The sequence below is a fragment of the Variovorax sp. HJSM1_2 genome, from assembly GCF_049316285.1.
In the GTDB taxonomy this organism is placed as follows: domain Bacteria; phylum Pseudomonadota; class Gammaproteobacteria; order Burkholderiales; family Burkholderiaceae_C; genus Rhodoferax_B.
In genome coordinates this window covers 1-25913 of the sequence record NZ_JBMOXA010000043.1, presented here as the reverse complement: position 1 = coordinate 25913, position 25913 = coordinate 1, and the positions used below count along the sequence as shown (strand labels likewise).

23 protein-coding genes are annotated in these 25913 nt (G+C 61.2%); 17 read left to right on the top strand and 6 right to left on the bottom strand.

From position 1 onward, the window contains the following. Both ACFQ95_RS25050 and ettA read left to right on the top strand, forming a co-directional pair. A partial coding sequence (locus ACFQ95_RS25050; RefSeq protein ID WP_422835536.1) for a hypothetical protein occupies positions 1 to 350 on the top strand: 350 nt, incomplete at its 5' end. Continuing rightward, positions 326 to 1987: an energy-dependent translational throttle protein EttA gene (gene ettA, locus ACFQ95_RS25045; protein ID WP_422835534.1), complete on the top strand. Its 1662-nt coding sequence runs from the start codon at positions 326 to 328 to the stop codon at positions 1985 to 1987. The genes ACFQ95_RS25050 and ettA, both read left to right, overlap by 25 nt. Before the next feature lie 123 nt (positions 1988 to 2110). Here ettA and ACFQ95_RS25040 read toward each other — a convergent pair whose 3' ends face one another. Beyond that, positions 2111 to 5125 carry a bifunctional diguanylate cyclase/phosphodiesterase gene (locus tag ACFQ95_RS25040; protein ID WP_422835532.1) on the bottom strand — a complete coding sequence of 1005 codons (3015 nt, stop codon included), beginning with the start codon at positions 5123 to 5125 and terminating at the stop codon, positions 2111 to 2113. 8 nt (positions 5126 to 5133) lie between these two features. Next, the gene (locus ACFQ95_RS25035; RefSeq protein ID WP_422835530.1) at positions 5134 to 6261 is read right to left on the bottom strand and encodes a P1 family peptidase; all 1128 of its coding nucleotides are present in this window, start codon (positions 6259 to 6261) and stop codon (positions 5134 to 5136) included. 348 nt (positions 6262 to 6609) lie between these two features. On the opposite strand from ACFQ95_RS25035, the gene ACFQ95_RS25030 reads away from it, so the two are divergent. Then, complete coding sequence (locus tag ACFQ95_RS25030) at positions 6610 to 7635, top strand: choice-of-anchor A family protein (RefSeq protein WP_422835528.1); 1026 nt, start codon at positions 6610 to 6612, stop codon at positions 7633 to 7635. A gap of 112 nt (positions 7636 to 7747) precedes the next feature. On the opposite strand, the gene smpB is transcribed toward ACFQ95_RS25030, so the two are convergent. Continuing rightward, positions 7748 to 8221, bottom strand: coding sequence for an SsrA-binding protein SmpB (smpB, locus tag ACFQ95_RS25025; RefSeq protein WP_422835526.1), 474 nt, complete (start codon positions 8219 to 8221; stop codon positions 7748 to 7750). Between the two features lie 68 nt (positions 8222 to 8289). On the opposite strand from smpB, the gene ACFQ95_RS25020 reads away from it, so the two are divergent. Together ACFQ95_RS25020 and ACFQ95_RS25015 are read left to right on the top strand one after the other, a co-directional pair. Continuing rightward, positions 8290 to 8730 (top strand): type II toxin-antitoxin system RatA family toxin, encoded by a 441-nt coding sequence (locus tag ACFQ95_RS25020; protein WP_422835524.1) that lies wholly within the window; start codon positions 8290 to 8292, stop codon positions 8728 to 8730. Further along, positions 8730 to 9074 (top strand): RnfH family protein, encoded by a 345-nt coding sequence (locus ACFQ95_RS25015; RefSeq protein WP_422835522.1) that lies wholly within the window; start codon positions 8730 to 8732, stop codon positions 9072 to 9074. Before ACFQ95_RS25020 ends, ACFQ95_RS25015 begins: the two co-directional genes overlap by 1 nt. 29 nt (positions 9075 to 9103) lie before the next feature. On the opposite strand, the gene ACFQ95_RS25010 is transcribed toward ACFQ95_RS25015, so the two are convergent. Then, positions 9104 to 9601 carry a DUF4124 domain-containing protein gene (locus ACFQ95_RS25010; protein ID WP_422835520.1) on the bottom strand — a complete coding sequence of 166 codons (498 nt, stop codon included), beginning with the start codon at positions 9599 to 9601 and terminating at the stop codon, positions 9104 to 9106. Between the two features lie 141 nt (positions 9602 to 9742). Between ACFQ95_RS25010 and guaB the strand changes: the two genes are divergently transcribed. The 4 genes from guaB to ACFQ95_RS24990 are packed head-to-tail and all read left to right on the top strand — an operon-like array spanning position 9743 to position 14109. Continuing rightward, positions 9743 to 11212, top strand: a complete 1470-nt coding sequence (gene guaB / locus ACFQ95_RS25005; RefSeq protein ID WP_422835518.1) for an IMP dehydrogenase — start codon at positions 9743 to 9745, stop codon at positions 11210 to 11212. 50 nt (positions 11213 to 11262) lie between these two features. Continuing rightward, positions 11263 to 11760 (top strand): peptidoglycan-binding protein LysM, encoded by a 498-nt coding sequence (lysM, locus tag ACFQ95_RS25000; RefSeq protein ID WP_422835516.1) that lies wholly within the window; start codon positions 11263 to 11265, stop codon positions 11758 to 11760. 54 nt (positions 11761 to 11814) lie between these two features. Continuing rightward, positions 11815 to 13434: a glutamine-hydrolyzing GMP synthase gene (gene guaA, locus ACFQ95_RS24995; protein ID WP_422835514.1), complete on the top strand. Its 1620-nt coding sequence runs from the start codon at positions 11815 to 11817 to the stop codon at positions 13432 to 13434. A gap of 33 nt (positions 13435 to 13467) precedes the next feature. Next, positions 13468 to 14109: a 2'-5' RNA ligase family protein gene (locus tag ACFQ95_RS24990; protein ID WP_422835512.1), complete on the top strand. Its 642-nt coding sequence runs from the start codon at positions 13468 to 13470 to the stop codon at positions 14107 to 14109. On the opposite strand, the gene ACFQ95_RS24985 is transcribed toward ACFQ95_RS24990, so the two are convergent. After that, on the bottom strand, positions 14106 to 15020 hold the full coding sequence (locus tag ACFQ95_RS24985; RefSeq protein ID WP_422835510.1) for a glutaminase: 915 nt from the start codon (positions 15018 to 15020) through the stop codon (positions 14106 to 14108). The two genes, ACFQ95_RS24990 and ACFQ95_RS24985, sit on opposite strands and share 4 nt — an antisense overlap. 217 nt (positions 15021 to 15237) lie before the next feature. Here ACFQ95_RS24985 and ACFQ95_RS24980 point away from each other — a divergent pair, with 217 nt between their 5' ends. The 4 genes from ACFQ95_RS24980 (at position 15238) to fahA (ending at position 20134) form a co-directional block, all read left to right on the top strand. Beyond that, a complete protein-coding gene (locus ACFQ95_RS24980; RefSeq protein WP_422835508.1) occupies positions 15238 to 16401 on the top strand; it encodes an MFS transporter in 1164 nt (387 codons plus the stop codon). Between the two features lie 126 nt (positions 16402 to 16527). Further along, positions 16528 to 17319, top strand: a complete 792-nt coding sequence (locus ACFQ95_RS24975; RefSeq protein ID WP_422835506.1) for an SDR family NAD(P)-dependent oxidoreductase — start codon at positions 16528 to 16530, stop codon at positions 17317 to 17319. Between the two features lie 149 nt (positions 17320 to 17468). Continuing rightward, a complete protein-coding gene (gene hmgA / locus ACFQ95_RS24970) occupies positions 17469 to 18800 on the top strand; it encodes a homogentisate 1,2-dioxygenase (RefSeq protein WP_422835504.1) in 1332 nt (443 codons plus the stop codon). Between the two features lie 17 nt (positions 18801 to 18817). Continuing rightward, positions 18818 to 20134, top strand: a complete 1317-nt coding sequence (fahA, locus tag ACFQ95_RS24965; RefSeq protein WP_422835502.1) for a fumarylacetoacetase — start codon at positions 18818 to 18820, stop codon at positions 20132 to 20134. 3 nt (positions 20135 to 20137) lie between these two features. Here the strand turns inward: fahA and ACFQ95_RS24960 are convergent, their stop codons facing one another. After that, positions 20138 to 21853, bottom strand: coding sequence for a methyl-accepting chemotaxis protein (locus ACFQ95_RS24960; protein ID WP_422835500.1), 1716 nt, complete (start codon positions 21851 to 21853; stop codon positions 20138 to 20140). 187 nt (positions 21854 to 22040) lie between these two features. Between ACFQ95_RS24960 and ACFQ95_RS24955 the strand changes: the two genes are divergently transcribed. From ACFQ95_RS24955 to ACFQ95_RS24940, 4 genes are all read left to right on the top strand, one after another. Then, positions 22041 to 22712: an FMN-binding negative transcriptional regulator gene (locus ACFQ95_RS24955; RefSeq protein WP_422835498.1), complete on the top strand. Its 672-nt coding sequence runs from the start codon at positions 22041 to 22043 to the stop codon at positions 22710 to 22712. Then, a complete protein-coding gene (locus ACFQ95_RS24950) occupies positions 22709 to 22912 on the top strand; it encodes a hypothetical protein (RefSeq protein ID WP_422835496.1) in 204 nt (67 codons plus the stop codon). The genes ACFQ95_RS24955 and ACFQ95_RS24950 overlap by 4 nt, the downstream gene beginning before the upstream one ends. Before the next feature lie 387 nt (positions 22913 to 23299). Next, entirely contained in the window at positions 23300 to 24727 is a 1428-nt protein-coding gene (tadA, locus tag ACFQ95_RS24945) for a tRNA adenosine(34) deaminase TadA (RefSeq protein WP_422835494.1), read from the top strand. Positions 24728 to 24743: 16 nt separating this feature from the next. Next, positions 24744 to 25790, top strand: coding sequence for an LD-carboxypeptidase (locus tag ACFQ95_RS24940; RefSeq protein ID WP_422835492.1), 1047 nt, complete (start codon positions 24744 to 24746; stop codon positions 25788 to 25790). Positions 25791 to 25913: the final 123 nt, after the last annotated feature.

Here is a 25913-nt window from a genome sequence, read left to right as displayed (position 1 = left end):
CTCCAGAATGGCAGGGGCCAGATTCAGTTCTTCAAAGTTCATTGTTGATGCGCCCGTCCGGGGCGCTTGGACGTCTGGCCTATCGCCCGCATCGTGGATGTGGGCACCAATCAAAGGCAGACAAGATTCAAAGGAAATGGGTACAAAACAAGGTGTTTTGCCCCCCAGCCATGTGCTGGTGTCGCAGTCAATTGGAATTCTGCAACCCCCGTATTGTCGCATGCTGGGATAATCCCCAATTAATCATTTCTGAATTAACCGGTTTTCGGCAGAAATTTCCTTCCTCCTCCGCACACAAACAACACCCAACACCGAACACGCAAAGATGGCCCAATACGTTTTTTCCATGAATCGCGTCGGCAAGATCGTGCCGCCCAAGCGCCACATTCTCAAAGACATTTCCCTGAGCTTCTTCCCGGGCGCCAAGATCGGCGTGCTCGGCACCAACGGCTCGGGTAAGTCGACCCTGCTGAAAATCATGGCCGGCATCGACAAGGAGATCGAAGGCGAAGCCATTCCCATGGCCGGCCTGAACATCGGCTACCTGCCGCAAGAGCCACAGTTGGACCCGACCCAAACCGTGCGTGAAAGCGTGGAAGCGGCCATGGGCAAGGTGTTTGCAGCCAAGGCGCGCCTGGAAGAGGTCTACACCGCCTACGGCGAAGAAGACGCCGACTTTGACGCCCTGGCCGCCGAACAGGCCGAGCTGGAAGCCATCATCGCCACCGCCGGCACGGATTCTGAGCACCAGTTGGAAATCGCTGCCGACGCGCTGCGCCTGCCACCGTGGGACGCCAACATCGGCGTGTTGTCCGGTGGTGAAAAGCGCCGCGTGGCGCTGTGCCGCCTGTTGTTGTCCAAACCCGACATGTTGCTGCTCGACGAACCCACCAACCACTTGGACGCCGAATCGGTGGACTGGCTGGAGCAGTTCCTGCAGCGTTATTCGGGCACCGTGGTGGCCATCACCCACGATCGCTACTTCCTGGACAACGCGGCCGAGTGGATTCTGGAGCTCGACCGTGGTTCCGGCATTCCGTACAAGGGCAATTACTCCGATTGGCTGACGCAAAAGGGCGCACGCCTGGAAGCCGAGCAAAAGGGTGAAGAAGCCCGTGCCAAGGCCTTGAAGAAGGAATTGGAATGGTCGCGCCAGAACCCCAAGGCCCGTCAGGCCAAGAGCAAGGCGCGCTTGGCACGCTTTGAAGAATTGAGCGATTACGAATACCAGAAGCGCAACGAAACCAACGAAATCTTCATCCCCGTGGCGGATCGCTTGGGCAGCCAGGTGATCGAGTTCAAGGGTGTAAGCAAGTCGTTTGGTGACCGTTTGTTGATCGACAACCTGAGCTTCAACATTCCGGCCGGCGCCATCGTCGGCATCATCGGCCCGAACGGTGCCGGTAAGTCGACCTTGTTCAAGCTGATTGCCGGCAGGGAACAGCCTGATTCCGGCGAAGTCGTGATCGGCTCCACCGTGAAGATGGCGTTTGTCGACCAGCACCGTGACGACCTGGCCAACGAAAAAACGGTCTGGGAAGACATCTCCGGTGGTCTGGACATCATCAACGTGGGCAAGTTCCAGATGGCCAGCCGCGCCTACTGCGGCCGCTTCAACTTCAGCGGTGGCGACCAGCAGAAGAAGGTTGGCATGCTCTCCGGCGGTGAACGCGGCCGCCTGCACTTGGCCAAGACGCTGCTGGCGGGCGGCAACGTGCTGATGCTTGACGAACCGTCGAACGACCTGGACGTGGAAACCCTGCGTGCGCTGGAAGACGCGTTGCTGGAATTCGCCGGCACCATGCTGGTGATTTCCCACGATCGTTGGTTCCTCGACCGTATCGCCACACACATTCTGGCGGCCGAAGGCGACAGCCAATGGACCTTCTTCGACGGCAACTACCAAGAGTACGAAGCCGACAAGAAGAAGCGCCTGGGTGAAGAGGGCGCCAAGCCCAAGCGCATGCGCTACAAGGCTTTGAAGTAAGCCCTTTACGAACCTTAGACGGTTCGACAGAGCCGCAACATCCCTCAGGGTGTTGCGGCTTTTTTATGGCACCAAGGGTTTGGCCGCGCGACTGGTTAACGGGCTGGCAAGGGTTTGTTGCGGTCAAGCGCCCTGGGTCAGCAACACCTCGCGACTCTCGGCCCAAGCCTCGAGCGCATCCACCGGCAGTGGTGGTGTGAACAGGTAGCCCTGGTAGGCGTCGCAGCCTTCGCGCAGCAAAAATGCATGCTGCGCAGGTGTCTCCACGCCTTCGGCAATCACCGCCAAGCCCAGGCTGCGCGCCAGGGCAATCACGGTGCGCGCAATCGCGGCGTCGTTGGGGTCGTTGAGCAGGTCGCGCACAAACGATTGGTCTATCTTCAATTGGTCCAGCGGCAGCAATTTCAGATAGGCCAACGACGAGTAGCCAGTGCCAAAATCGTCCAGCGAAAATCCCACGCCTTGGGCTTGCAGCAGGTTCATCTTGGCAATGGTGTCATCCAGGTCGGTGAGCAGCATGGTCTCGGTCAGCTCCAGCTTCAGCCGATGCGGATTGGCACCGGTGTCGCGCAGCACCTGGCGCACGTCTTCCACAAAGTCGGCCTGGCGGAACTGCCGGGCGCTGACGTTGACGGCCAGTGTCCAGGCTGCGCGCGTGGGGTGCTGCGCCCATTCGGCCAACTGGCTGCAGGCACGTTGCAGTACCCAGTGTCCCAGCGGCTCGATCAGGCCGGTTTCTTCGGCCAGCGGGATGAACAGCGAAGGCGCGACCATGCCGTTGCTGGGGTGCGCCCAACGCAGCAGGGCTTCCACCCCCAGCACATTGTTGGCGCCGTCGACCTGCGGCTGGTAGTGCAGCAAAAACTGTTGCTGGGCTATTCCCTGGCGAATGTCGGCTTCCAGCGCCACGCGCTGGGTCACCACGGCCTGCATTTCCGGGTCGTAGAACAGCATGGTGTTGCGCCCGGCAGCCTTGGCCTGGTACATGGCCAGGTCGGCCTGTTTGAGCAATTCATCACTGGTCTGGGCCTGACCATCGTACAAGGTGATGCCTATGCTGGGGGTGATGTGGAACTCACGTCCCACCAGGGCGTAAGGGCGGTTCAGTACGTCAATCACTTTTTCACCGACATGTGTCACGTGGGCGGCGGCCAGTGCAGGGTCGGCGCTGAGCTCTTCCAGCATCATCACGAATTCGTCGCCGCCCAGGCGCGCCACGGTGTCGGCCTTGCGCACACATTCAGTGAGGCGCTGGGCCACCAACTGCAGCAGCAGGTCGCCCACGTCGTGGCCCTGGGTGTCGTTCAGGGTTTTGAAGTTGTCGAGATCGATGAACAACAAGGCACCGCGCTGCTGGTTGCGAGCCGTGCTGGTGAGTGACACGCGCAGCCGCTCCTGCAGCAGGCGCCGGTTGGGCAATTGTGTGAGGGCGTCGTAAAACGCCAGCTTGCGGATCTCGTCCTCGGTCGCCTTGCGCTGGGTGATGTCGGAGAAGGTGTTGACGAAGTGGGTGATCAAGCCACCATCGCCTCGCACAGCGGTGACGCTGCGCATATCGGGGTAGATGTCTCCGTTGCGCCGGCGGTTCCAGATTTCGCCGCGCCAGGAGTTGGTTTCGATGACGGTTTGCCACATCTGTGTGTAGAAGGCGGTGTCGTGCCGGCCGGAGTTCAGAAAGTTCAGGCTTTTGCCCAAGGCTTCTTCCTGGCTGTAGCCGGTGATTTCGGTGAACGCCGGGTTCACTTTGATGATTTGTTTGTTGGCATCGGTGATGGCCATGCCCTCGTGGGCATCAAAGGCGGTGGCGGCAACCCGCAAATCGGTTTCGGTTTGCTTGCGGTTGGTGACGTCGCGCGCCAGCACGATGAAGCGCTGTGACTGGTCGGGGTCGGCCGGTTTCGCCGCTACGGAGATGTCGAACCAGGCCGTGCCATGCGACATTTCCATCTGAAACTGCTGTCCGTCGGAGCGCCCGCTGTGATGCGCCTGCTGCAGCGACGCGAGCACCTTTGCGGTGGCCTCTGGTGGCAACAAGGCGCCGACATGGCGGCCCACGCTCTTCTTGAGCTCATCCAGGCTGGGCTGCAAATAGGGGGCGGAGGAGGGGACGTGGTAGTCGTGGCAAATGCCTTCCAGGTCAAGTTCGAACATCAGGTCGGGAATGGCATCGAGCGTGGCCTGGAGTTTGTTTTGTGCGGTGAAGATCTGGCTGGTGCGCTTTTGCACCTGCAACTCCAGCCCTTTCTCGTGGCGTTTCAGCCGCACCAGCACCAAGGACAGATAACTCAGCAGCAGACTCACGGCCACGCCCATGCCGAATTTGCGGGCCAGGCCCGCCGGGTCGGTCCAGCCTTGCTGGGGCGCGAGGCTCAGAATCCAGTCGCCATTGGGCAGGTTGATCTCGCGCTCCACCGGTTCGACCAGGCGGTTGCTTCCCACCGAGCTGGCAATGGTCTGGCGTGCGCCTGAATCCGGCATGATCCGCCAAAGTTCGTAGTTCAGTCCGTGGGTGGCCAAGCCGTCCAGCCTAGCGCTGGACAAGGCCTCGGGGAAACGCATCACCACGTAGGCGAAGCCCCAGAATTCGAGATTGCCCTCGGGGTTTTTCAGGTAGATGGGTTGCCGCCCCACGGCGCCCAGGCCCCCTTGCACCAGGTTGAAGGGCCCGGCCAAGGTGAGTTGCTTGGTTCGGATGGCCTGCCGTGCCTCCGGGCCCTGCACCGGGTCTTGCATGGCATTAAAGCCTATGGAGCGCTCGTTGCCTGCGAGCGGCACCACCTGGCGCACGATGCCGTCGGGTGCCAGCCCGAGAATCGATGCCCCGGGGTAGACCGCACGCATTTCCTCGGCCACGGCCGGAAAATTGGGAAAGCTGCCTCGGCTTTGCCTGATCAACGCGGCCAACGCGTAAGTGGCGGAAAGTGTGCGTTCCAGTGTGACCTGGATGGCGTGGGCGTGGTCCGCTGCCAAGGCGTTGACACGCTGGCGGTCTTCGGTGCGGCGCAGCTTATCCAGCTCCAGGGTCACATAGACGGACATCAGCAATGACACCACCAGCGTCGCCCATGGCAGCCAGCGCGCCAGGCGCAATGGACGGGTGATGGAAGCAGTCTTCGCGGGGGAAGGGTTGGTGAGCACTGCAGTCGTCACCGATCCTGCGGGGCGGGCGCAGCCGCATGCAGTGCAGAGGCGCAAGGCCAATACATGCCATCAAACGACACACAACCTGCCGCCCAGATCGCCTGCAGCACGGCACGCGCCGTCACTTCGGCGGCCAGCACACTCAGCGTCATCATGCCCGGCGCTTCAGCCTCGGGAGATGCAGCGCCGGTGGCCAGCGCAAACATGGCGTCGCCATCGGACATGGTGTGCACGGGGTTGATGCTGCGCGCCAAACCATCATGCGCCACCTGGGCCAGGCGGTGCGCCTGGGCTTTGCTCAGCTTGGCGTCGGTGGCCACAACCCCGATGGTGGTGTTGGTACCACGTAGCAAGGGCTTGGGCATCTCACCGTTCATCAGGGCCCGGGCCGTGCCCAGCAGCGCAGCTCCTTCGGCGGTGCGCGCACCGGCCAGAGGGCGCCCGCTACTCGGGCACACCACGTCACCCAGGGCGTTGACGGCCACCAGGGCCCCTACGGTGACGCCGTTGACGGTCAGCGAAGCGCTGCCAATACCGCCTTTCATGGCCCGGTCCACACCAAACAGCTTGCCCACCAGCGCGCCGGCACCGGCACCGACATTGCCTTGCGCGGGCGGGTTGCGGCTGGCTTGCTGGCAGGCGCGATAACCGGCTTCGGCGTCGGGGCGGATGTTGGCGCCACCACCTGGCCCACCAACCGGCAAGTCAAACAATACCGCGGCCGGCACCAGCGGTACCAGCCCGTAGGCGCCACAGCGCAGGCCCACGCCTTGCTCCTCCAGCCAGCGCATCACACCCGTGGCCGTATCCAGTCCCCAGGCGCTGCCACCGGCCAAGGTGATGGCATGCACACGGTCCACAAGATTGCTGGGATGCAATAAATCGGTCTCGCGCGTGCCGGGCGCCGCGCCGCGCACGTCGACGCCGGCCACCGCGCCTTCGCGCACGATGACCACGCTGCACCCGGTGGGACGGCGGCTGTCGGTGAACTGCCCGACTTCAACACCCAGCACATCGGTGATGGACCCCTGTGCACCGGGCGCGCCAGGGTCAACTGCGGCATTCGCGAGCGCAAGCGTCGCGTTGTGTTCAGCACTGGCCCAGGATGTTGGCAAGGAATTCGGGGTGGACATGTTGCATTTGATTATGCAGCCGCTATAGAACTATGGCTGTTTTGTGAAATCCCCTACACATTTGCTAATCGGGTGCCGCTGTTTTTCTATTGAATTTGGCTTTTAAGCTATGCCAGTAAAGTTTTGGCTGCTCTAGTTTTTGATAGCTTGTCGAGTCGTTTCTTGATGCTCTGACGCGTCAGATGAGAGGCCGCAACCGGTTTGATGTGTGTGATAACTGCAACCTAGTTGATGGATAAAGGCACGGCCACGTGACATATCACACGGAAGCATAAGTTGTCGCATCCACGTCCACTCTTGGAATTGTCGGATTTAGTCACAATTAAGCCAAGACGCTAACAACTTGTGATGATTTCGCCTTTCTTGATGTTTACTTCGGTCAAAAAAATCTCTTTCTCTGTTTTGTTTGTCACCGCGCTGAGTGCTGTCGGCGTGGCGCAAGCAGCACCCGTAGGCCTGGGTTTGGCGGGAGAGTTCAATCTGGTGAGCCTGAACGACTTCAACGCATCCAACGCCAGCATCCAGGGTGCTGTTGCGGTGGGCGGCAACTTCACGGCCTCTGGCTACAGCATCAACGGCGGCAACGACGCTTATGCGGGTGACGCCTTGGTGGTGGGGGGAAACCTCAGCTTCAAGAATGGCTCCATTTCCAACGGCAACGTGGCCGTGGGGGGCAGCAAAACGACTTCGGGCCTGGGTTTCTCGGGTGTTTGGGAAAGTGGTGCCGCATCTGTGCCGTTTGCCCAACTGGCGGCCGACATGGCGAATTTGTCGACTTCTTTGTCGACCCTGGGCAGCACCGGTCAAACGGCTATCCAATGGGGCGGCATGAGTTTTACCGGCAGCAACTCGGCGGTGGAAGTCTTTAATGTCGCGGGCGCGGACCTTTACAGCGTGACTTATTCCAGCTTGAGCCAACTCGCCGCTGGCAGCACCATCATCTTGAACATCAGCGGTGATGTGGCTGGCTTCAAGGGCGGCACCCCCAACGCCTTTGGCAATTACAACGTGCTCTATAACTTCTATGAAGCCACCGACCTGAACTTTGATGGTGTGGGTATCGTCGGCAGTATTCTGGCCCCGTTCGCAACGGTCAGCGGTGGTAGCGGGCAGATCAACGGCAACGTTGTGGTGGGCGCTTGGGAATCGAACATCGCCATCAACAACAGCCATGGCTTTACCACCACCGAAGTGGCGGCATTTGAAGGCCTGGACCGCGGTACTGCCGACAAAGGTGGCAACACTGGCAACGTCGTCAACAGCGTGCCCGAGCCTGGCAGTCTGGCTCTGATGCTGCTGGCCTTTGCCGCGGCTGTCATGAGCAGCATGCGGGCGGGAAAAAATCGTCGCGTACCTCAGCCAGCCAATATCTAAGCAGCGTGTTCCGCATTAAAAAAGCCTGGATGCAAAATGCGTTCAGGCTTTTTTATTAAAAATCATCAAGTTATTTGAATAACTTAATGTAGATTGACAGGTTCTCGGCGGCTCAGCGGCTGCGCGACTTCATCGCACGTTCCACTTCGCGCTTACCTTCGCGGTCTTTGATGGTGTCGCGTTTGTCGTGTTCGGCCTTGCCCTTGGCAAGCGCAATTTCGCATTTCACCCGGCCATTCTTCCAATGCAGGTTGAGCGGTACCAGGGTGTAGCCTTTTTGCTCGATCTTGATGGTTAAGCGCCTGATCTCCTCTTTTTTCAACAAGAGTTTTTTGGTGCGCACCGCGTCCGGGTTGACGTGGGTGGAAGCGCTCTTGAGAGGATTGATCTGGCAGCCGATGACAAACATTTCACCGTCGCGAATCACCACGTAGCCATCGGTCAGTTGCACCTTGCCCTCGCGCAATGCCTTGACCTCCCAGCCTTCCAGCACCAAGCCGGCTTCATACCGCTCTTCGAAAAAGTAGTTGTAGGCGGCCTTTTTATTGTCGGCAATGCGGGAAGATGTTTCAGGTTTTTTGGCCATGGGCGATAAATGAGGACGGATCGGTTCTGCACAAGGCGTGTCTACAATCCGGCGCAGCCCGGCATTCTATGAAAAATGTAAATAAGTCAGTTCTCATTTGGTACAGCCCCCAGGAAATGTTCAACCTGGTGACGGCGGTGGACCAGTATCCACAGTTTCTGCCATGGTGCGACCGCGCCAGCGTTTTGACGCAGGATGCACACGGCATGACTGCCGAAGTCGGCATTGCGTTCAGCGGCATTCACCAATCATTCGTTACCCAAAACACCCATGTCGACGGGCGTGAGGTGCGTATGAAGTTGGTGAAAGGACCATTTTCCAATCTCGAAGGTGTCTGGACCTTCGACCCCGTGGGTGATGGCCAGCAACGCGCCTGCAAGGTCGGCTTGTCGCTGCAATATGGCTTTGACAGCCTGGCGCTTTCGGCCATTGTCGGCCCGGTGTTTGACCGTATTGCTGCCAGCATGGTCGACGCTTTTGTGAAACGCGCCGAACAGGTCTACGGGTGATGTCCAAGGGATTGCTGCAGGTCGTTGTTGCGTATTCAAGCGCGCCACAACAGGTGGTCGAGCAGGCCTTGGTGCTGCCGGCAGGTGCAAAAGTGGCTGACGCCCTGGCTGCGGCAGGCCTGGCGGCGGAAACAGCGGCTTGCGCCAAGGGTGAGTTGCAAGCCGGTGTCTGGGGCAGGGCGGCGAGCCTGCAAAAAGTGCTGCACGATGGCGACCGTGTGGAGGTCTACCGCAAGTTGCGTGTTGATCCCAAAGTGGCAAGGCGTGAACGCTTTGCCAGCCAGGGGGCCCGTGGTGCGGGTCTGTTTGCCAAACGCCGTGTGGGCGGCAAGGCGGGGTACTGAGCGGACGGCCCGGACCTGGTTGTGGCTCGTCAGCGGCAGTCGGTCATGATGATTTCCTGAAGGCGCTTGGTTTCGGCAGCGCGCGCGTTGTCGTCCAGGTATTCACGTTCACCTTGGGCATTGGTGCGCGTGATGCGAACGCCCGAATCGAACGTGGCCTTGGCTTGTTTGGCGCGGGTACAGTTCTCCATTCTGGCGACCACCAGTTGTTCCGCCTCTTGTTTTTTCTTGGCTGCCTCGGTGGCTTCGGCTTGCTTTTTCTTCTCTTCTAGCGCTGGGTCTACGCCGGAAATCTTCGGTATGGCTGCGGAAGCCCCGGGCGCGGCGCTGGCGGCAAGCGCGGCAGACGGCATGGCCGGCCGACTGCCTGGCGGGCGTTTGAGGATGTTCTTGTCCGCAATATCGGCCGGAGGCGGGCGGTCGCTGAAGACTTTTTTGCCATCGTGGTCGAGCCACTGCCATTGGCCAAAAGCGCTAGCGGAGAACGCCACGGCGCCGATCAGAATAACGCTTTTGAAATAACCCATAGGCGCAGTTTAGCGCTCCAACCCAGGCTTCACTAGCGGGGTTGGGTTTCAATTTTCCTACAGGTGATGCGGGCGACATCGGCCCTGGCAAGCAAGGGCCTGCGTTGGCCGAGTACAATCCTTCTTTTGGAGCTTTCAACTATGCGCCTGCTAGGAAAAGCGCTCACCTTCGACGATGTGTTGTTGGTGCCAGCGTACTCCCAAGTCCTTCCCAAGGACACTTCCCTTGCGACCCGTCTGTCGCGCAACATCACCCTGAACCTGCCGCTCGTGTCCGCTGCCATGGACACTGTGACCGAAGCCCGTTTGGCTATTGCCATCGCGCAAGAGGGCGGCATGGGCATCGTGCACAAGAACTTGACCGCCAAGGAGCAGGCCGCAGAGGTCGCCAAGGTCAAACGTTACGAATCCGGCGTGTTGCGCGATCCTGTCGTCATCACCCCCACACATACGGTGCGGCAGGTCATCGACCTGGCGGCACAGCTTGGTATTTCGGGTTTCCCGGTGTGTGATGGCGGCAAGGTGGTCGGCATCGTCACCAGCCGCGATTTGCGCTTCGAGACCCGTTACGACGTGCCCGTGAGCCAAATCATGACGCCGCGCGAAAAGCTCGTCACCATCAAGGAAGGCGCGTCCCTGGCCGAAGCCAAGGCGCTGCTGAACAAGTCCAAGCTCGAACGCCTGCTCGTCATCAACGACGCGTTTGAACTGAAGGGCCTGGTCACCGTCAAAGACATTACCAAGCAAACCAGCTTCCCCAACGCCGCACGCGACCCGCAAGGCCAATTGCGCGTAGGCGCAGCCGTCGGTGTGGGTGAGGGCACCGAAGAGCGTGTTGAAGCGCTGGTGCGTGCCGGTGTAGACGCCATCGTGGTGGACACCGCACACGGCCACAGCAAGGGCGTGATCGACCGTGTGCGTTGGGTCAAGCAAAATTATCCGCAGATCGACGTGATCGGCGGCAACATCGCCACTGGCGCAGCCGCGCTGGCCTTGGTAGAAGCCGGTGCCGATGCCGTGAAGGTCGGTATTGGCCCTGGCAGCATCTGCACCACGCGTATCGTCGCCGGTGTGGGCGTGCCGCAAATCATGGCCATCGATGGCGTGGCGACTGCGCTGCGCGACACCGGTGTGCCGCTGATTGCCGACGGCGGCATCCGTTACAGCGGCGACATCGCCAAAGCCATTGCCGCCGGTGCCAGCACCGTGATGATGGGCGGCATGTTTGCCGGGACCGAAGAGGCGCCTGGTGAAGTGATCCTGTTCCAGGGCCGCAGCTACAAGAGTTACCGTGGCATGGGCAGCATCGGGGCCATGCAGCAAGGCAGTGCCGACCGCTACTTCCAGGAGTCGACCACGGGCAACCCCAATGCCGACAAGCTGGTACCCGAAGGCATTGAAGGCCGCGTGCCCTACAAGGGTTCTATGGTTTCGATTGTTTACCAAATGGCCGGCGGTGTGCGCGCCAGCATGGGGTATTGTGGCTGCGCGACGATCGAAGAGATGCGCAACAAGGCGGAGTTCGTTGAAATCACCGCTGCCGGTATCCGGGAGAGCCACGTACACGACGTGCAGATCACCAAGGAGGCGCCGAACTACCGAGCAGAGTGATTTTCGTCAGACTTCGTCGTAATAACTGTGAACACCTTAAGGAGTATTTGATGGGCGTGATTTCATTCTTCAAAGAAGCTGGTGAGAAGTTGTTCGGCAAGTCGCCGGAAATTGCGGCTGCCGTAGCCGAGCCAAGCAGTGCCGACAAGAGCGCAGCCGCCAACGCGGCTGCCGCTACCGCCATCGGCACCTATATCCGTACGCAAAACCTGCCCACGGACGGTCTGACAATCACCTTTGACGGTGCGACCCAGTTCGTCACGGTGGCGGGCACGGTGGCCGACCAAGCCACCAAAGAGAAAATTGTGCTGTGTTGTGGCAACGTGCAGGGAGTGGCCGGTGTGAACGATGAATTGCAGTCGTCCGCGCCAGCTGACCAGTCGCAGTACCACATCGTGGCCAAGGGCGACACTTTGAGCGCCATCGCCAAGAAGTTCTACAACAACGCCAACGCGTACCCGCAGATCTTCGAAGCCAACAAACCCATGCTGACGCACCCGGACAAGATCTATCCTGGCCAGGTGCTGCGCATTCCGCCTCAGGCGTAAAGACTTCCTTGTCTCATGTCGGGCAGCCCAGCTGCCCGTTTTTTGTTTTTGACCATGCAACATCAAAAAATCCTCATCCTCGACTTCGGCTCCCAGGTCACGCAACTGATCGCCCGCCGCGTCCGTGAAGCCCACGTGTACTGCGAAGTGCACCCCTGTGATGTGAGCGAAGACTGGATTCGCAGCTTTGCGGCCGATGGTCAGCTCAAGGGCGTGATCTTGTCCGGCAGCCATGCCAGCGTCTACGAAGACACGACGGACAAGGCGCCTGCTGCGGTTTTTGATTTGGGCATCCCGGTCCTGGGCATTTGCTACGGCATGCAGACCATGGCGCACCAGTTGGGCGGCAAGGTCGAGGGCGGGCACCAACGCGAGTTCGGCTTTGCCGAAGTGCGCGCGCATGGTCACACCAAGCTGCTCGAAGGCCTGGAAGATTTCGCCACGGCCGAAGGTCACGGCATGTTGAATGTGTGGATGAGCCACGGCGACAAGGTGGTCGACTTGCCACCTGGCTTCAAGCTCATGGCCAGCACCCCCAGCTGCCCCATCGCCGGCATGGCCGATGAGACGCGCGGTTTCTACGGCGTGCAGTTCCATCCCGAAGTCACGCACACCGTGCAGGGCCAGGCGCTGCTCAACCGCTTCGTGCTGCGCATCTGCGGCACGCGCCCGGACTGGATCATGGGCGACTACATTTCTGAGGCCGTGGAAAAGATCCGCGCGCAAGTGGGTGATGAAGAAGTGATCCTCGGCTTGTCCGGTGGTGTCGATTCCAGCGTGGCTGCCGCACTGATCCACCGCGCCATTGGCGACCAGTTGACCTGCGTGTTCGTTGACCACGGTCTGCTGCGCCTGAACGAGGGCGACATGGTCATGGACATGTTCGTCGGCAAGCTGCATGCCAAGGTCATCCGAGCTGACGCCAGCGAGCTGTTCCTGGGCAAGCTGGCAGGCGTGTCCGACCCTGAAGCCAAGCGCAAAATCATAGGCGGCGAGTTTGTCACGGTGTTCAAGCAAGAAGCCGCCAAGCTCAAGGCTGGCGGCGGCGGCCACAAGGGCGCTACCTTCCTGGCCCAAGGCACGATTTACCCGGACGTGATCGAGTCCGGCGGCGCCAAGAGCAAGAAGGCCGTCACCATCAAGAGCCACCACAACGTCGGCGGCCTGCCGGAGCAACTCGGCCTGAAGCTGCTGGAGCCGCTGCGTGACCTGTTCAAGGACGAAGTCCGTGAACTCGGCGTGGCCCTGGGCCTGCCGCCTGAGATGGTCTACCGCCATCCATTCCCAGGCCCCGGCCTGGGCGTGCGTATCCTGGGTGAAGTGAAGAAGGAATACGCCGACCTGCTGCGCCGTGCCGACGCCATCTTCATCGAAGAGCTGCGCAACTTCAAAGACGCTGCCTCCGGCAAGACCTGGTACGAACTCACCAGCCAGGCCTTTACCGTGTTCCTGCCGGTGAAGAGTGTGGGTGTGATGGGCGACGGCCGCACTTATGACTATGTGGTGGCCCTGCGCGCCGTGCAAACCAGCGACTTCATGACCGCCGACTGGGCCGAGCTGCCCTACGCGCTGCTGAAGAAAGTGTCCGGCCGCATCATCAACGAAGTGCGCGGCATCAACCGCGTGACCTACGATGTGTCGAGCAAACCGCCGGCAACGATTGAGTGGGAATAATGGCTTACTAAAGCCTTTGAGGGGCCGATCGCGATGCACAACCAACATAGGTTTTTCTTCGCGGTTCGGCTCAGTCCTGAAGCCGCAGCAATGGCGCGAGAGGTAGCGGGACAGCAGATGGCTAGGTATGGCCTGCCCGGGAGGCCCATTGACGCGGAACGACTGCACATCACGCTTCACTGGTTGGGTGACTATGACCACGTACCGCAAGAACTGGTGCGCTGTGCCATGTATGTAGAGAGCCGTATCGAACTGGGCCCCTTCAATGTTGGTTTCGATCGTGTGGGTAGCTTCGAGGGAGATGCTCCCGGTGGCCTAGCCCTGACAAGCACCGTTCAGCTCAAGTCACTGGGTTTGCTACAGCGCGCAGTGGGCAAGGAGATGCGGACAGCGGGTATAGGTCAGCTTGTTCGGTCTCGGTTCAACCCTCATGTGACTCTCGTCTATAAGTCGCCGCCTGTACCTTGCGAACCAATTGCGCCTATTTGCTGGCCGGTTAACGAACTCGTGCTGATTCACAGCTATGTTGGTCTGGGCAAACATGTTGATCTGGGGAATTGGCCACTACCAGACCGTCAACTGAGGCTCGACTTGTCGCCGTCCTCTGGGGGCGCGATGACTGATTCGAATTGTCCTCGCGATGGGCAGGATTTTCCACTTGGTGATCAGCCTTAAAAAACCGACAACCCCGTCATGCTGGTGAACATCTCTAGCGCCCGCATCCCCAACAAAGAGTTACCTGTATGGTCCAGCGCCGGTGACCAGACACACAGACTCAGCGTATCGGGCACCACGGCGATGATGCCGCCGCCCACGCCGCTTTTGCAGGGCAGGCCGATGCGGTAGGCGAATTCGCCGGCTGCGTCGTAGGTACCGCAGGTCAGCATCAGGGCGTTGATGCGCCGCGTCTGCCGTTCGGTCAGCACTTTCTGATCGGCGTGAAAGGGGTGTGCCCCATCCGCGCACAAAACCGCTGCGGCCCGGGCCAACTGCTGGCAGCTCATGCGTACCGAACAGTGGTGAAAGTAGGCGTCCAGCACGCCGTCGATGTCATTCTCGATACGCCCGAAACTCTTCATGAAGTTGGCCAGCGCAATATTGCGAAAGCCGGTGGCGGCTTCTGAGGCAGCCACCACTTCGTCAAAAAACACCGGCTCGTTGCACAGGCTGGAGAGCAGGGCGAGCATTTCGGCCTTGGGATCCAGGTGGCCGAGCAAACGGTCGACCAGCGCAATCGCACCCGCATTGATGAACGGGTTGCGCGGCACGCCTTGTTCGTTCTCCAGCTGCACCAGTGAGTTGAAGGCGCTGCCGGACGGCTCGCGGCCAATGTGCTCCCACAGGCTTTCGCCCGTGAGGCGCATGCCCATGCCGAGTGCAAACACTTTCGAAATACTCTGGATGGAAAACGGCGTGGCAAAGTCGCCAGCTGCCGCCTCGCGGCCTACATAGGTGCGCAACGCAATGCCAAACTGCGCGGCGGGCACATTGGCCAGCGCAGGAATGTAGTTGGCCACGCGGCCTTCTTTGCCGAGTTCGGGGCGGATGGCTTCGACGATGTCGTCGAGTATGGGTTGGAAGTCCATGGTGCAGCGGCCTATTCTTTTGGCTTGTAGTTGAGCAGATGGTTGGCTGCATTCTGCATGCCTCGCCCGTCAGAAGATGCAAACGTGCCACTAAAAATCCAGCAGAAGCAAGCGCCCTCGATTTCACCCGGCGAAGCTTCAGGGACACGAACCAAGGGCGCGAGCGTTGGTCGTCCAGTGCAGCGAGAATGAAATGCTCTGTTGAAACGCTGCACTGATGTCTCAAACTCTCACCTCCATCGCTTCTCCTGATCTCTCCTCCGCCCGTTGGGGCGTACGCACGCTGTTCTTCTTTGCCGGGCTGATGTTCGCCACCTGGGGCGTGCATATTCCAACGGTAAAGGCGTTGTACGGGCTGAACGAGGCCGACCTGGGCCTGCTGATTCTGGCCGCAGGCCTGGGGGCCGTCACCGGTTTGCTGGGTGCGGGCTTTTCCATCGCACGCTTTGGCGCCAGGCGCATGGTGTGGATTTGTGGTGGTGTCACGGCGCTGGCTTTGGCGGGTTTGGTGTCCATGCCGGGGTTTGGCGCATTGATGGTCTTGCTGGCGGTATTTGGCTTGTGCAGCAGCACCATGGACGTGGCCATGAATGCCGAGGCCTCAGAGTTGGAACGGCTGGAGGGGCGTCCCCAGATGAGCGGCTACCACGGCATGTTCAGCGCTGGCGGCATGGCCGGAGCGGGCATTGGCAGCGCCTTGTTGTCGTTTGACGTGATGCCATCGCACCACTTGTGGGGCGTGACCACCTTGTCACTTCTGGCAATTGGCTGGGCGGGTTCGACCTTGCTGCCGCCCGCGCCGCACGAGGGCGAAGCCAGCCACTTCCGTGTGCCGCACGGCGTGTTGCTGATGCTGGGTTTGATGGGCGCACTCGGCTTTGTGGTGGAGGGTGCTATGTACGACTGGAGCGTGCTGTTCGTGAAACAAGAGGTCGGGGCCAGCCAGAACGTGGCCGCATTGGCCTACGCGGGTTTCTCCGCGGCCATGGCCGTCACGCGCTTTGGTGGTGACTGGTTGCGTGCACGGTTTTCGTCTGCCACCTTGCTGCGCGCCAGCGCCGGGCTGGCCGCTGCGGGCATGGTGTTTGGTGTCTTGGCCAGCCATCCGCTACAGGCCCTGGTGGGCTTTGCCATCGTGGGTGTGGGGCTGGCCAACGTGGTGCCGGTGTTGTTCAGTGCTGCTGCACGCGCGCCCGGTGTGACGCCGGCGCACGGCATTGCCTCGGTGGCGTCGCTGGGCTATATGGGCTTTATGGTGGGGCCGCCCATCGTGGGTTTTGTGGCGCATCTGAGCTCGCTCACGGTGGCGTTGTTTGCCGTGGCCATGCTGGCGGTCATCATGGCGGTGGTGGCGCCTCGTGCGGTGCGGCAAGTGGCCTAAGAATCCTGAGTATCGTCTTGTAAAAAAAGCCGTAACGAAAGCCCCGGTGTGACGGCTAGGTGCGCACAATATGCACCCAAGTGTTCGCTAGGCAAGCTTTCTTTCACCTACTTTTGAAGGACGAAGATGGATCTCCAACTCACAGGAAAACTGGCTTTGGTTTCCGGCAGCACCGCCGGTATTGGCTACGCGATTGCATCCGCTCTGGCGGCCGAGGGCGCGCGTGTCATTGTTAATGGCCGCTCGCAGGGCTCGGTGGACGCGGCGGTGGCCAGCATCAAGGCCGGCACGGGCGGTCAGGTGCTAGGTTTTGCGGGTGACCTCAGCACGGCGACGGCCGCCGAGGCTCTGGTTCAGCAACACCCCGGCATCGAAATCCTGGTCAACAACCTGGGCATCTTCGAGCCCAAGGCGTTTGAAGATATTCCCGATGAAGACTGGAGCCGTTTTTTCGACGTGAATGTGTTGAGTGGTGTGCGTCTGGCGCGGCTGTGCCTGCCCGCCATGAAAAAGGCCAACTGGGGCCGCATCATCTTCATCTCCAGCGAAAGCGCGGTGCAGATTCCGGCCGAGATGGTGCACTACGGCATGACCAAGACCGCACAACTGGCGGTTTCGCGCGGTTTGGCCGAAACAGTGGCCGGCACCGGCATCACGGTCAACAGCGTTTTGCCCGGCCCGACCAGATCGCGCGGCGTGGGCGACTTTGTCGAAGCGCTGGCCAAGGCCGATGGTCAAAGCATAGAGGCTTTTGAGAAGGCGTTTTTTGAAACCGCCCGGCCCACCTCGCTGATCAAACGTTTTGAAGCGCCGGAAGAAATCGCCAGCATGGTGGCCTACATTGCCAGCCCGCTGGCCTCGGGCACCACGGGCGCGGCGCTGCGGGTGGACGGCGGTTGTACCAAGAGTGTCGTTTAAGAAGGACTTCGCTGCAAAATGGATAGCTGCCTGCGCTCACGCCGTGGGCCGGTGCGACACTTTTTCCTCATCATTTCCAAGAGTTGCCGATACGCCGCCCCACCCGGGTGATCGCCGTCGCAGCCGACGCGTTTTCAGGAGACAAACCCATGGCTACCGAACCTGCTGCAGCGGCGGCGTCCGCAGCAGCCCTTGAATACCTCAGCGGCTTTGCGAATGAGTTCGCCACCGAAGCCTTGCCCGGTGCCTTGCCGGTAGGCCGCAACTCGCCGCAGCGTGCGCCCTACGGCTTGTATGCCGAGCAACTCTCGGGCACGGCCTTCACCGCGCCGCGCCACAGCAACCGGCGCGCCTGGCTTTACCGCATTCGGCCGGCGGCCATGCACCAACCGTTTGCGCCCGCGACCTGTGGCCATCGCTGGCTCAGTTGGGGGCATGGCATTGGCGACACCCCCACATCGCCCAACCAAATGCGCTGGAGCGCGTTGCCCATGCCGCCCGCCATGCAGGCGACAGACTTTGTCGACGGCATGGTCACCATGGGCGGCAACGCGGGCTGTGGCATCCATTTGTATGCGGCCAACCGCTCCATGGATAGGCGCTTTTTCTACAACGCCGATGGCGAACTGCTCATCGTGCCGCAGCTCGGCCGCCTGGAAATCGCCACCGAAATGGGCCTGCTATTGGTCGAGCCGCAAGAGATCGCCGTCATTCCGCGCGGCCTGCGTTTCCAGGTGCGCCTGCCGGACGGCGCGGCGCGTGGTTATGTGTGTGAAAACTACGGCGCCTTGCTGCGCCTGCCCGACCTGGGGGTTATAGGCTCCAACGGCCTGGCCAACCCGCGCGACTTTCTCACGCCCGTGGCGGCCTATGAAGACCGCGAGGGCAGCTTTGAGTTGGTCGCACGTTTCCAGGGACGCATGTGGTCGGCGGCCATCGGCCATTCGCCGCTGGATGTGGTGGCCTGGCATGGCAACTACGCGCCCTACAAGTACGACCTGCGCCGCTTCAACACCATTGGCTCCATCAGCTACGACCACCCGGATCCGTCGATCTTTCTGGTGCTGCAGGCGCCAAGCGATACACCGGGTGTGGACACGCTGGACTTTGTGATCTTCCCGCCACGCTGGCTGGTGGCCGAGAACACCTTCCGCCCGCCGTGGTTCCACCGCAACTTTGCCAGCGAATTCATGGGCTTGGTGCACGGGGTCTATGACGCCAAGGCCGAAGGCTTCGAGCCTGGCGGCTGCTCGTTGCACAACTGCATGAGCGGCCACGGGCCGGACGCCGACACCTTCGGCAAAGCCAGCGCGGCCGACACCAGCAAAGCCCACCGTGTAGCCGACACCATGGCCTTCATGTTCGAAACCCCCACGGTGATCCAGCCCACGCGTTTTGCGCAGGAGAGTGCGCAATTGCAGGCCGACTACTACCGCTGCTGGCAAGGCCTGCAGAAGAACTTCAACCCCGCACAACGCTAAGCCTAGGCACTATCGCGATGACACTGCTCAACGAAACCCATGACCCCAGCCTGCGCAGCTGGGTGCCGTCTGCGAACCAGCCGGGCACCGATTTCCCTATCCAGAACCTGCCGTTTGCTGCCTTTCGTCCGGCCGATAGCGCGCAGCACCTGCGCATCGGTGTGGCCATAGGCACGCAGATTCTGGATTTGACGGCGCTGGCCCGCCTGGCCTTGTTCACAGGTGAGGCCGGCTCAGCCCTCAAAGCCGCCTCCAGCGACAGCCTCAACCGCTTGATGGCACTTGGCCCGCAGGCTTGGTCGGCACTGCGCCTGGCCTTGTCTAGAGCGCTGCGCCAAGGGGCGCCTGAACAAGCGCAACTGAGCGCTGCACTCATACCGCAAGACCAGGCCGAGCTGGCCGTGCCGGCGCGCATCGGCGACTACACCGACTTCTACACCTCGGTGCACCACGCCACCAACATCGGCCGGCTGTTTCGCCCGGACAGCCCGCTGATGCCCAACTACAAGTGGCTGCCGATTGGCTACCATGGCCGGGCGTCGAGCATAGGAGTGTCGGGTCAAAGTTTTCCACGCCCCAAGGGTCAGACCTTGCCGCCTGGCGCCACCGAACCGGTGTTCGGCCCGTGTAAACGCATGGACTACGAGTTGGAACTGGGTGTGTTCATAGGCCAAGGCAATGCCTTGGGCGAGCCGATTGCGATCGACGATGCCGAGGAGCATGTGTTCGGCCTGTGCATACTCAACGACTGGTCGGCGCGCGATATCCAGGCCTGGGAATACCAGCCGCTGGGGCCGTTCTTGTCGAAGAACTTTGCCAGCACCATCTCGCCCTGGGTGGTCACGCTGGAGGCTCTGGCGCCGTACCGTGTGCCGTTTGAACGCCCTCAAGACGACCCCAAACCCTTGCCGTACTTGCAGGGCATGGCCAACAGCGCACTCGGGGCTTTTGACGTGCAGCTTGAAGTGCGCCTGTTGACGCAGCGCATGCAGGCTGCGAAAGAGCAGGGCGCCATCATCTCACGCACCAGCTACCGCCACGCCTACTGGACGGTGGCGCAAATGGTGGCGCACCACACGGTGAACGGCTGCAACCTGCAGCCGGGTGATCTGCTGGGCACGGGCACCTTGTCTGGGCCCACGCTGGACCAGGCCGGTGCCTTGATTGAACTCACCGCCGGTGGCAAAAACCCGATCTCCTTGCCCGGCGGTGAAACCCGCAGTTTTCTCGAAGACGGTGACAGCGTGGAGATCACCGGCTGGTGCGAAAAGCCGGGCGCTGCCCGCATTGGATTCGGTCTCTGCGCCGGTACGCTGCTGGCGGCCCGGCACTAGGGCTTAGGCAGCGCGGGCCAGAAACGTTTCCTCATCGGCGCCAGCCTCTCGTCCGCTAGATGTCAGGCGCTTCAAGCTTTTGACCGGAAGGGGGCTGAGCGGGCCGGCCTTGGCCAGGCCGGGCGCTCGCACGCCATGCGCAGAGACCTCATGCGCGTCGTGACCGAGGTGGAACACCGCCACAGCATTCACCAACTCCACTGCCTGGCTGCGCAGATGAGAGGCGGCAGCCGCACTTTCTTCGACCAGGGCCGCGTTCTGCTGCGTGGCCTGGTCCATTTGATTGACCGCGTCGCCAACCTGTGAGACCCCCGTGCTTTGTTCGCTGCTGGCCGCGCTGATTTCACCCATGATGTCCGACACGCGTTTCACCGAGGCGACGATTTCCTGCATGGTGGTGCCGGCCTGGTCGACCAGGGTCGAGCCTTGGCCGACACGTTCCACGCTGGCGGAAATCAGTGTTTTGATTTCCTTGGCCGCCTGGGCGCTGCGCTGGGCCAGGCTGCGTACTTCGCTGGCCACCACGGCAAATCCGCGGCCTTGTTCACCGGCGCGGGCGGCTTCCACGGCGGCGTTCAGCGCCAGGATATTGGTTTGAAAAGCGATGCCGTCGATGACGCTGATGATGTCGGCGATCTGGCGTGAGCTGTCGTTGATGCCCTTCATGGTTTCAACCACCTGGCTCACCACGTCTCCGCCCTTGACCGCGACGGCGGATGCGGCCGCCGCCAGTTGGCCGGCCTGGCGCGCGTTCTCTGCATTGTGGTGCACCGTGCTGCCGAGTTGTTCCATGGAGGCGGCGGTCTGCTCCAGCGCCGAAGCTTGCTGCCCTGTGCGTTCACTCAAGTCGTTGTTGCCCTTGGCGATTTCGGCGCTGGCCAGCGACACGCTTTCGGCGCTGGTGCGCACGGTGCTGACGGTATTGACCAGGCTTTGCTGCATGCGCTGCAGGCCGCTCAGCAACTGGCCGGTTTCGTCAGTGGACTCTACCTGGATAGGTTCGCTGAGATCGCCACTGGCAATACGGTCGGTGGCCGCCACGGCCTGGTTCAGCGGCAGGATGACGCTGCGCGTGATCAGCCAGCCCAGCAGCACGGCCAACACAAGGGCTGCGGCCGACAGCTCGAGCATGGTGTAGCGCTGGCTGGTGTACTCTTGCGCCGCTTTCTGGCGCAGCAACTCGGTTCGGCTTTCGGCAAACACCATGAAGGCATTGGTGGCCTTGACCAAGGCGGCCAACAGCGGGCGACATTCGTCGTTCATGCGGTTGGTGGCTTCGGCGTGTTTGTCATTGACGGCCAGATCGACAATGCCCAGCGCCACCGGCCCATAAGACTGTTCCACCCTGACGATCTCGCTCACCAGGCGGCGGCCTTCCTCCGTCACATCGCTGGTCTCCAGCATCATTTTCTGCAGCGAGGCCAGGCGCTCCTGCACATCTTTGTGGGCCTTGGTCACGGCCGCTTTTTCCAGCGCCAGATCGGCTGGCTTGGTCACCAGCACCAGGTTGCGTGCGGCAATCGCCCGGTCATCGACGGCGGCACGGATCTGCGCCGTCATGGCGGCGCGGGCATTCAAGCCAGAAGTGAAGTTGGTAAAGCGGGCGTTGGACTGTGACAGCGAGATCATCGCCATTGCCGCGACCACCAGCACCATCAAGGCCAAGGTGCAAAAGCCCAGGCTCAGTCGGGTGCGAATGCTCAAATTGCGAACGTTCATGGAAACTCCTGAAAGAAGTGATCACACGAGAAGCGAACTCACACCATCAGCCGAAGTCGCGGCCAAAATTTGCAATTGCGTCGAAATGTAAGCTTTTTCCAAGCCACGTGCGGCTTTTTTTGGAATGCGGTCCTGACGCCCCTTTGGCCGAAAACGTTTAGCTGTCAAAAAACGGTACATTGCTCGCATGTACATGCCCCCACAATTCAATACGAAGGACGCGGGCCACGCGCGCGAACTGATACGGCAAAACCCTTTTGCCAGCCTGATCAGCACCGACGACGACGGTCTGCCTTATGTGACGCATCTGCCGCTGCATCTGCTGGCGGCCAGCGAGGGGCAGGGCGACAGCGACGGCGCTGCAGCCGCCGAAATGCTGCTGCTGGGCCATGTGGCGCGGCCCAATCCGCACTGGCGTTATCTGTTGGCGCGGCCCCAATCGGTGGTCACCTTTCTGGGCCCACATGCCTATATGTCGCCCTCGGTCTACCCCGATCTGGCGCGGGTGCCCACCTGGAACTATCTGGCGGTGCACTGCACGGTGCAAGCGCAGGTGATTGAATCGTTTGAGGACACGGACGCTTTGCTCAAGCACCTGATTGCCGACCACGAGCCGGCCTACGCCCAGCAATGGCGCGATCTGGGGGAAGAGTTTGCGCAAAAAATGGTGCGTGGCATCGTGCCGTTTACGCTGCGTGTGACGCAGCTTCAATGCAAGCTCAAACTCAACCAGCATCGGCCCGAATCCCACGCGGCAATGTATGCCAGCTACGCTGCTGGCAACGACGATCAACGTGCCCTTGCGGCCTGGATGCAGCGCCTGGGCATGCTGCCCGATGACGATGCCACCTCAGCATGAAGGGCGGGATGGGGCTGCTGGGGCTAGTGCTTGCCTTGCTGCTGGTGGCGCTGCTGGTGAAGAAACAATTTGCGCCAGCGCCCCCAGCTTCCCAGGCACCACAGCTCAACACACCCAAACAACAGCTTCAGCAGGTGCAGCAGTTCCAAAAATCGTTGGATGACGCACTGGCCACGCCCAGGCCGGAGCCAAAAGACTAAGAGCCTGTTCATAATCTATTGGGGGCCGCGCAAATGGTGGTTCGGGATGAGATGCGAGGCGTCAAACCCAAGCCAAGGCTTGTGCCTTGGCTGGTTTGGCAACGACGCAGTTCTCCCGAAAGACCATTTGCCCTGCGGGTTGAGGTGAAATCGGGCGATTTGTCTGCCATAGCCCTTTGCATGGGCAGACAGCCCATGCTGCGGTCTCTGACAGCCAACTCATCCCGATTGCACCTCAACGCGGCCCTCAATAGATTTTGAACAGGCTCTCAGATTGAAATAGGCCTTTCGCGCAACAACAGTAGGCGCAGATAGCTTCCATTTTTATAGCAAGATGACCCGCATTCGTTCTCCGCATTCTTCTCACCCATGGAGGGTATGGGATACATGGCATTGACCGATATCGACGCCATGCAACTGGCGCTGGCGGCGGCAGAGGAAGCGCGCGCCGCGGGCGAAGTGCCGGTGGGGGCGGTGGTCGTCAAGGACGGCCAGGTCATTGCCACCGGACGTAATGCGCCCATTGGCACACACGACCCCAGCGCCCATGCCGAGCTGCTGGCCTTGCGGGCCGCAGCACAGGTGCTTGGCAACTACCGCTTGGATGACTGCGACGTCTTCGTCACGCTGGAGCCATGTGCCATGTGTGCCGGTGCCCTGTTGCACGCCCGCGTGCGGCGTGTGGTGTTTGGCGCTGCGGACCCGAAAACAGGTGCCGCTGGGTCGGTGGTCAACCTGTTTGCGTTTCCGCAACTCAACCACCATACCCACTGCACGGGTGGCCTATTGGCTCAAGAGAGTGGCCAGTTGCTGCAGGCGTTCTTTCGCGCGCGTAGGCAAAGCCAGCGTGCGCTTGCCCTGGCTGCGCATCCTCTGCGCGACGATGCATTGCGCACCCCGGATGGCTGTTTTGCAGCGCTGCCCGATTACCCCTGGGCGCCGCGGTATGTGGGCGATCTGCCCGCGCTGGACGGCCTGCGCATGCATTACCTGGATGAAGGGAAGAGGCAGGGACACGATGCTTCGCGCCCGGCGCAGCAACTGAGCTTTCTGTGCCTGCACGGCAACCCGGTCTGGAGTTTTGTGTACCGCAAACTGTTGCCGGTGTGGCTTGCAGCCGGTCACCGTGTGGTGGCCCCCGACCTGATAGGTTTCGGCAAAAGCGACAAGCCCAAGAAAACGGCGGCCCACAGGTTTGAATGGCATAGGCAGGTGTTGTTGGAACTGGTTCAGCGGCTCGACCTGCAACGGGTCGTGCTGGTGGTGCAGGACTGGGGGGGGCTGCTCGGTCTGACCCTGCCCATGGCCGAGCCCGAAGCGTCGGACCGTTATGCAGGCTTGCTGGTCATGAACAGCATGTTGGCCACGGGGGATGCGCCTCTGTCGCAAGGTTTTTTGGACTGGCGCGAGATGTGCGCGCGCAAACCGGCGTTCGACGTTGCGCGCTTGATGGCACGCGCCCAGCCAGATCTGAGCCCTGAAGAATGTGCGGCTTATGCGGCACCGTTTCCCGATGCCGGTTATCGCGCCGCCACACGCGCTTTTCCGGCCATGGTGCCGGACCACTTTGACGCGCCCGGCGCCGCCTTGTCCCGCGCCGCTGCGGATTTCTGGCGTGAACGTTGGAGCGGCCGCACATGGATGGCCGTAGGCCAGCGCGATCCAGTGCTGGGGCCTGAGGTCATGCAGGCTTTGCGGGCACAGATACGCGGCGATGTCGAGGTCGTTGAACTGCCCGAAACCGGCCATTTTGTGCCCGAGTACGGCGCGCTTCTCGCCGAGCAGGCTTTGCGTTATTTCAGCCAGTTGCCGTAATGGGATACTCACCGCCGTGAAAAAACATATTTACATCATTTCGCCCTCGGGCGCCGTGCGCGACAAGGCTGCGTTCAAGCGCGGTCTCTCCCGCCTCAAAAGCCTGGGCCACGACGTGGAAGTCGACGAGGCTGCGCTCAAAAGCCATATGCGTTTTGCCGGTGACGACGAAACCCGCCTCGCTGGCATCCAACGTGCAGCCGCCAGCGGTGCCAACGTGGTGCTGACCACACGTGGCGGCTACGGTCTGACACGGCTGCTGCCGCAACTGCCCTACAAGGCGATTGCCAAAGCCGTGGAGAAGGGCACGCAGTTCGTGGGCATGAGCGACTTCACAGCGCTGCAATGCGCCGTGCTGGCCAAAACCGGCAGCTTGACCTGGGCGGGCCCGGTGCTGGGTGGCGACTTTGGCACCGAAGAGGCGCCTGACGACATCATGGAAGCCTGTTTCGACGACTTCATCACCGGCAGCGCCGAGGGCTCGGGCTGGCGCCTGGGCAAAGATGATTTCGCGCCGGCGGCAGCCAAGAAAAATGCCTCCGCGGACAGCCCAAAAGTCTCAAGCACACCCGCCAGCTTCCACGTCAAAAAAGCCACCTTATGGGGCGGCAACCTGGCGGTGCTGACATCGTTGCTGGGCACGCCGTATTTCCCGCAGATCAAGGGCGGTGTGCTGTTTTTGGAAGATGTGGGTGAGTCGCCGTACCGCATTGAACGCATGCTCACGCAGTTGCTGCACGCGGGTGTGCTGGCGCAGCAGAAGGCCGTTGTACTGGGCCAATTCACCGAATACCAACTGGTGCCACACGATGCGCGTTTTCGCTTGGCCACCGTCGTGGCATGGCTGCGCAGCCAGCTCAAGGTTCCCGTGTTGACCGGCCTGCCGTTCGGGCACGTGCCGACCAAGGTCATGCTGCCTGTGGGGGCTCAGATCGAATTGGCCGTGGAGGGGCGTGAAGCCCTGATGTTCTGGGGCCACATGCATTCCAGCATGGGTGGCCACCAGCACGCGCATCACGACCATGACCATGGGCACCACCACCACGGTGAGCACAAACACTGAAGTGTTGCGTTGACGAGCACCCGGCGCTCGGGCGCCTGGGTATGCGTCGCCAAGCGTGACGCGGAGCGTCCCTAGCGCTCCGACAAAGGGCTGGGCCGGGAGTTCAGGCCCCGTGGCAGCAAG